Origin of the sequence: Mesorhizobium sp. M7A.F.Ca.US.006.01.1.1, assembly GCF_003997935.1 — a bacterium.
GTDB lineage: Bacteria > Pseudomonadota > Alphaproteobacteria > Rhizobiales > Rhizobiaceae > Mesorhizobium.
In genome coordinates, this window is the sequence record NZ_RZQL01000318.1 from 1 (window position 1) to 6,670 (window position 6,670).

8 protein-coding genes and 1 pseudogene are annotated in these 6,670 nt (G+C 64.6%); 7 read left to right on the forward strand and 2 right to left on the reverse strand.

The annotated features are described in order from the left end of the window. Nucleotides 1-102: pseudogene (locus EN943_RS33380) on the reverse strand (amino acid ABC transporter ATP-binding protein); the annotation flags it as partial. Nucleotides 103-289: 187 nt separating this feature from the next. Here EN943_RS33380 and EN943_RS38605 point away from each other — a divergent pair. Then, nucleotides 290-556, forward strand: coding sequence for a hypothetical protein (locus EN943_RS38605; RefSeq protein ID WP_245476072.1), 267 nt, complete (start codon nt 290-292; stop codon nt 554-556). Nucleotides 557-581: 25 nt separating this feature from the next. Here EN943_RS38605 and EN943_RS33390 read toward each other — a convergent pair whose 3' ends face one another. Next, nucleotides 582-1,112 (reverse strand): flavin reductase family protein, encoded by a 531-nt coding sequence (locus tag EN943_RS33390; protein ID WP_127416189.1) that lies wholly within the window; start codon nt 1,110-1,112, stop codon nt 582-584. 324 nt (nt 1,113-1,436) lie between these two features. Here EN943_RS33390 and EN943_RS33395 point away from each other — a divergent pair, with 324 nt between their 5' ends. From EN943_RS33395 to EN943_RS33420, 6 genes are read left to right on the forward strand one after another with little or no spacing between them, the layout of a single operon-like run. Further along, on the forward strand, nt 1,437-2,498 hold the full coding sequence (locus tag EN943_RS33395) for an LLM class flavin-dependent oxidoreductase (protein WP_127416190.1): 1,062 nt from the start codon (nt 1,437-1,439) through the stop codon (nt 2,496-2,498). Between the two features lie 35 nt (nt 2,499-2,533). Further along, nucleotides 2,534-3,709: a CoA transferase gene (locus EN943_RS33400; RefSeq protein WP_164778514.1), complete on the forward strand. Its 1,176-nt coding sequence runs from the start codon at nt 2,534-2,536 to the stop codon at nt 3,707-3,709. Beyond that, complete coding sequence (locus tag EN943_RS33405; protein ID WP_127416192.1) at nt 3,709-4,512, forward strand: enoyl-CoA hydratase/isomerase family protein; 804 nt, start codon at nt 3,709-3,711, stop codon at nt 4,510-4,512. Before EN943_RS33400 ends, EN943_RS33405 begins: the two co-directional genes overlap by 1 nt. Next, nucleotides 4,512-5,306, forward strand: a complete 795-nt coding sequence (locus EN943_RS33410) for an enoyl-CoA hydratase-related protein (RefSeq protein ID WP_127416193.1) — start codon at nt 4,512-4,514, stop codon at nt 5,304-5,306. Before EN943_RS33405 ends, EN943_RS33410 begins: the two co-directional genes overlap by 1 nt. A gap of 11 nt (nt 5,307-5,317) precedes the next feature. After that, nucleotides 5,318-6,304 (forward strand): Ldh family oxidoreductase, encoded by a 987-nt coding sequence (locus EN943_RS33415; protein ID WP_164778515.1) that lies wholly within the window; start codon nt 5,318-5,320, stop codon nt 6,302-6,304. 11 nt (nt 6,305-6,315) lie between these two features. Then, a complete protein-coding gene (locus tag EN943_RS33420) occupies nt 6,316-6,627 on the forward strand; it encodes a hypothetical protein (protein ID WP_127416195.1) in 312 nt (103 codons plus the stop codon). Nucleotides 6,628-6,670 lie beyond the last annotated feature (43 nt).

Genomic DNA, 6,670 nt, shown 5'->3' on the forward strand with positions numbered 1-6,670 from the left:
GCGCATGACTTTGAGATTGATGTCCTTTAGTGCATGAAAGGCACCGAACCATTTATGCATGCCGGTGATCTCGATAGTGACACCTGTCTTTGACACATGCATTTTCTCGACGTCGACTTTCCTCGGCCCTAACCGAGTTGTCTGTGACCACAGCCGTTCTCCTTCATTTCCAAGCGCCACTTGTCGCCTCACACAAACTCAGTTGCTGGAATTGCTGCCGGCGGGTGTGGTCAGGATGTCAAGAACCTCGATTTGCCCGGAGAGGGCCTGGTAGAATTCTGCAGAACTATTGCGTCTTGAATCCAGTCGTGAAGCCACCGTCAGCCACCAGCATCTGGCCGGTAACGTATCTCGCAGCATCGCAGGCGAGAAACAACGCTGGGCCAACCATGTCGCCAAGCTGGGCCCAACGGCCGACAGCAATGTGCTGACGCACGAATTCGTGTGCCTCCGGCCTCTCTTCAAGTGCGACGTCATAGCCGTTTCAACAAAGCCCATCGTGCTGCCGCCTGCCGTGCGCCGCAAGCGCCAGGAAGTCTTCGTCGAGGAGGATTGAGCGCCGCGGCGACACCCCGGCGCGCTCATCCCTGCGGGATCGGGCACACGCCGCCATACTCGCGATACCAGTAGACGAGCGGCGTCGGCGGCGCGGAAACTTCCGTATCCGGCAGGCGGACGCGTTCGATGCGGCCGATCGCAACAGTGTGGGTTCCGGCGTCGATCCTGTCGAGAAGCGAGCACTCGAAGGTGGCGAGCGTTCCGGCAAGCAGCGGACAGCCCTCACCGGAGACGCGCCAGTCGCCGGTTTCAAAGCGCTCCCCGCCATCCGCGCCGGTCCGCCCGGCGAAGGTGTCTGCGATGTCGTCCTGCTCGCATTGCAGGATGTTCACGGAGAAGCGGCCTGCGCGCATGATGACGTCATGCGCTCTGGTCGATTTGTTGATGCCCACGCCCAGCGTGGGTGGGCTGTCGGAAACCGACATCACCGCCGTCGCGGTAAAGCCCCGCCAGCCGGCCTTGCCGTGCGGGCTGTCCCTGTCCGCGGCGGCGATCACGCAAACGCCTGATGCCAACCTCTGCATGCCAGCCTTGAACTCATGTTTCGTCACCATCTGCCGGCTCCCATCTGCTGTGACCCTGAAAATGAGAGCCGGACGCGGTTTTCACAATCGGCGGGGATGGCGAACACCTTCCCGGAAACTCGAAAAATTTGAAGGGTCGGGCGGCTGCGTCATGGCGTTGCACCGCCGTCGCCGGAAAGGGGCCGGCCCTATCGTGCCGCAGCGCTTCGTATTTGCGTGCCACGCAATAATCCTAACCGCCGCCCGTGGTTTATCGCCACCATCGGCGACCATAATCTCCACGCGACATTGCGGCTTCGGCGGCATGCACGATCAGGCGGCGCCGGATAGCCGCCGACTATTGGAGCGGTACGAATGGATTTTGGTATTTTCAACATTATGCAGCAGCGTGACGGTTCGCGGTCGGCGAAGCTGATCTACGACGAGGCCGTGGAGCAGACGATCGTTGCCGAGCAGCTCGGATTCGCCAAGGCCTGGTACGCGGAACATCACTTTTCGAACTACAGCCTTTGCCCTTCGCCCCTGATGATGGCGGCCCACATGGCCGGCCGCACGAAGACCATAAGGCTGGGCACGGCGGTCATCGTCGCTCCGCTTTACACGCCTGCCCGGCTGCTGGCGGAAATCGGCATGGTCGACACCCTCAGCAACGGCCGCCTCGAACTCGGCATCGGCACCGGCTATCAGGGTTATGAGTTCGACCGCTTCGGCGTCGATCTGGCCGCGTCTCAGGAAATGACCGGCGAAATCCTCGATCTGATCGAGCTGGGGACGACACGGCAGGCGTTCGAATATGAGGGCCGGCATTTCAGCCAGCCTCGCTCGTCGGTCGCCGTCAAGCCGATCCAGAAGCCGCTGCCGATCTGGTATGCCGGCGGCAATCCCGATCACCTGCGCATGGTGGCGCGCAACGACCACACGCTGTTCATTTCCGGCGTTCTGGGCGGGCTGTCGCGCATGGTCAAGGCGAGGGAGAAGCTGGAAGAGGCAGCCGGCGCGGAAGGGAAGGATCCGCGCAACGTCAAGGTCGCGGTGGCGCGTCTGGCTTTCGTCACGAAGTGGCGCAAGGACGCCGAGCACTATCTCGATTGCGCGCGTTACCAGCAGCGTCTCGCGGTGAGCCTGAAGAACCGGCGCGAAAAGGTCGAGGACGACTATCTCATCGGCGAGCAGCCTTACGATGAAGAACTGGGCCTCGACCGCATCGCCGCGAACCTGCCTGTCGGCGACGTCGAGACCTGCGTGGCCAACATGGTGCGCATGATCCGCGCGATGAAGCCGGTCCACATCATGATCCAGACCCAGGTTGGCGACATGGATAATCGCAAGTCTCTCGAATCGATGGAGCTTTGGATGACGGAGGTGGTGCCCGGAATCATGAAGGAACTCGGTCGGGAAGTTCAGTCTGCGGCATGACGTCGGATCAGGGGTGTGAAGGCGAAATGCCTCCGTTGAAAAACTTGCAGGTGGTGGATCTGAGCCGCGTGCTCGCCGGGCCGTATTGCGCGCAGCTTCTTGCCGACATGGGCGCCGACGTCATCAAGATCGAAAGTCCCTCGGGCGATGAGAATCGCCTGTGGGGCGAACGCGACGAGGACGGCATCAGCTGCAACTTCGCCAGCGTCAATCGCGGCAAGCGCAGCCTGACGCTCAACCTCAAGCACGAGGCGGCGAGCGAGATATTGCATCCACTCGTCAGGCAGGCCGATGTCGTCGTCCAGAGCTTCCTGCCATCCACGGCCGCGAAGCTGGGGGTCGACGCGGCCACGCTCCGCGCCGTCAATCCGGACATCATCCATTGTTCGATTTCCGGCTATGGAGAACGGGGCGAACTGTTCGACAGGCCGGGCTATGATCTGATGATGCAGGCGTTTTCCGGCGTCATGTCCATCACCGGCCACGAGGATGACGGGCCCGTGCGGGCCGGCACCTCGTTCATCGACATGACGACTGGCCTGAACGCCTATAGCGGCATTCTTACCGCGCTCATCGCCCGGTCGAAGGGCGCGGGCGGCGCCTCGGTTCGGGTTTCCCTGCTGGAGACCGCCGTTTCGCTGCTCGGCTACAATGCGGTTGCATGGCTGCAAACGGGCGTGCTGCCGCGTCGCGAAGGTTCCGGCGTGTGGCATCTCGTGCCCTATCAAGCGTTCATGTGCAGCGACCAGTTCATCCTAGCCGGCGCCACCAACGACGTTGCGTGGCGGCGCTTCTGTACGGCGCTCGGATGCGACGAATATGCTCTGGACGAGCGTTTCGTCACCAACGACATGCGGCTGGCCAACCGGGCGGTTCTCGTTCCCTTGCTGGAGGAACGCTTCCGCGCGCATCCCGTGCAGCACTGGATTGACCACTTCGAGGCCAACGGCATCGCCGTTTCGCCGGTCAACACCCTCAACCAGTTCCTGACGCATCCCCAGGTCATCGCGAACGAAATGGTGATCGAGGCGAGGAAGGAGGACGGCCGGGCGACGAAGGTGCTCGGCATGCCGTTCAAGGTCTCGAACGGCCCGATGGCCGATGTGCTCGCCGCGCCGAAGCTGAGTGCGCATACCGATGCCGTTCTCAGGGAGCGGCTGGGCATGGACGACAGGCGGATCGGAGAATTGCGCGCCCGGGGCGTGTTCTGATGGGCGCCGTGCGCACCGAGCTGAAGGCCGACGGCTGCGCGGTTCTTCGCCTTTCCAATGCGGCGCGGCGCAACGCGCTCGATGACGGCATGCTGGATCGCCTGCTTGCCGAGCTCGTGCGTCTGTCCGCCGAGGGCCGATGCCGCATGATACTCCTGGAGGGGGAGGGCGAGCACTTCTGCGCCGGCCGCGATCTGTCGGGTCTCGACATCGACGGCGTATCGGATGAGCAGCTACGCCGCGACTTCTCCCGCCTGCGCGACATCGCACAGGCCTTTCGAGATGCCCCTAAACCTGTGCTATGCGTCGTCAGGGGATATGCGCTCGGGCTCGGCGCGGCGCTCGTCGGTTGGTCGGACATCGCCCTGGCCGCGTGCGATGCCCGGTTCGGCTTTCCCGAGGTGAAGGTGGGCATCCCCTCCACCTTCAGCGGCCTTTCCCTTCTCGGCCGCGTTCCCCTGAAAATGGCGATGAATCTCGTCCTGACGGGCGCGCCAGTCGATGGAAGCGAGGCCGAGCGCATCGGCCTCGTCAGCAGGGCCGTGCCTACGGCGAAACTGGAGGCGCTTGCCGCCGGCGCCGTCGAGGCGATGCTGCAGGCCAGCCCCTCGGCGATCGCCCGCACGAAGGCGCTGTTTCGCGCCGCGGCGGATGCGCCCCCCGGCGCGCGCCCCGGCCTCGCCCTCGGCGCCACGCTCGCAGGCATCCGCGCCACCGATGCGGTGGAGGGGCGCAGCGCGTTCCGCGAAAAGAGACAGCCCCGTTTTTCCCGTCCCTGTGAGGGCGGTGTGTGGAGTGAATGATGTCCGGACTTGTTCGCAGCGAGATACGGGACGGCACGGCGCTGATAACGCTCGACCGCCCGGAAAGCCGCAATGCGCTTTCGGGAGACGAGATGTGCGATGCGCTGGTATCGGCTCTTCGGGAGATCGGTTCGATGGACAGCGTCCGGGTGGCGATCCTCACCGGCGCGGGAAGCGCTTTCTCCGCCGGGGGCGACCTTGCCCGGCTCAGCCGCAGCGCTGATGTCGGAGCCAGCGAGCCTTCCCGGCTGGTCGCCTATTACCGCAACGGCATCCAACGCATCCCGGAGGCGATCCAGGCGTTCCCCCTGCCGCTGATCGCGGCCGTGAACGGCCCGGCGGTCGGGGCGGGCTGCGATCTGGCCTGCATGTGCGACATCCGCATCGCCGCCCGCAGCGCGCGCTTTGCCGAAAGCTTCGTCAAGCTCGGGATCGTGGCGGGAGATGGCGGCGCATGGTTCCTGCCGCGCGTGGCCGGCCGTTCGAAGGCGTTTGAGATGGCGTTGACCGGCGACACCATGGACGCCGCCGAGGCGCTATCCTGCGGTCTCGTCTCGCGGGTCGTGGATGACGAGATACTGCTGCCGACGGCGTTCGATCTCGCCGGCCGCATCGCCGCCAATCCGCCGTTCGCGGTTCGCATGACGAAGCTGCTGATGCGGGAGGCGGAGCACAATTCCCTTGGCAGCGTGCTTCAGCTATCAGCGGCGCTTCAGGCGCTCGCGCATTCCACTCCCGAGCACCGCGAGGCGCTCGACCGGTTGATGGCGGGCGTGACCGGCACGAAAAAATGAAAGAGGGGGTCATGGAAATACGGATCGAGGAGGCGCACCAGCTCGGCAACGACGTGCTCCTGAAGGCGGGCCTCTCCGCCGGGCACGCAACGATCGTCACCGATCATCTGGTAGATGCGATGATGGCGGGACGTGCGTTCGCGGGCCTGCCGCGCGTGCTGGCGCTTTGCGAAAGCCTGCGCGAGAAGGGGCCGTCTGGGCCGGTCGCGCTGGTCAGGGAGGATGCGGTGTCCGCTCTCTACGACGGCGGCGACACCAACGGCTATGTCACTTCCATCATCGGCATCGACAAGGCGATCGAACTGGCGCGAAACAGCGGCGTCGGCATGGTCGGCGTGCGCAACACCTGGTATTCTGGGCGGCTGGCCTATTATGTCGAGCGCGCCGCGCAAAACGGCCTGATCGCCTTCCATACCGTCAATGCGACCGCGCGTGTTGCGCCGCATGGCGGGATCGATCCCATCTTCGGCACCAATCCGCTGGCCTTCGCCTTCCCTTCCGATGGCGAGCCGGTGATCGTGGATTTCGGCACCGGGTCGGTGACATGGGGTGAGGTGCTGCTGCGCCGCCAGACGGAGGCCTCGCTGGAGAAGAACTGGGCCGTGGATGCGCACGGCAAGCCGACGCTCGACCCTGCCAGCGCGCTTGCCGGCGCGATCCTTCCCTCGTGCGGGCACCGGGGCTACGGCTTGGCGCTGGTGGCGCAGATCTTCGCGATTCTGGCGGGAGGCAAGGTGATTGTCGACGAGGTGGCGGATTCCGGCTTCTTCTTCCTGGTGATCGACCCAGAAAAGCTAATGCCCGTCGCCGAATTCAAGGCCAGGGTGAGCGAACTGACGACGGGGATCCTGAACTCGCGGCAGCGGGAAGGCTACCCGCCGATCAGGATTCCCGGACAGGGCAGCGCGGCAATGCGGCAGCGGGCGCGCGAACGCGGTACGGTCGAGATCGACGAGAAGGTCTACGCCGATCTGCTCGCCGAGCTCGAACGCGGCTGAGGCCCCGGACGATGATCGTCCACCTCGCATCCAACGGCTCGGTCTCGGTCGTCGACCCCGACGATTTCCGGCGCTTCAAGGTGGAGATCGACGCGCCCCACGGCGACCTCCAAACGGCCCGGCGCGGCTTCGGCGAAATGGTCGCCTTCGAATCGAAACGGCAGGCCTGGGTTTCAGCAGGGCATCTCCTGCGGCTGGCCGGTCCGCGCGACGCGGACTGGGACCGCGAATTCGCCCGGATGATCGAGGCTGCGCGCCCGCACGGTTGGGTGCGCGACGATCCCCTGCGCATCGCCGCCCATGTCGAATGGATTTCCGCCTGAAGCGAATGCATGTCTTCCAAAAGTGGGAATCAAGGAGCGAAAG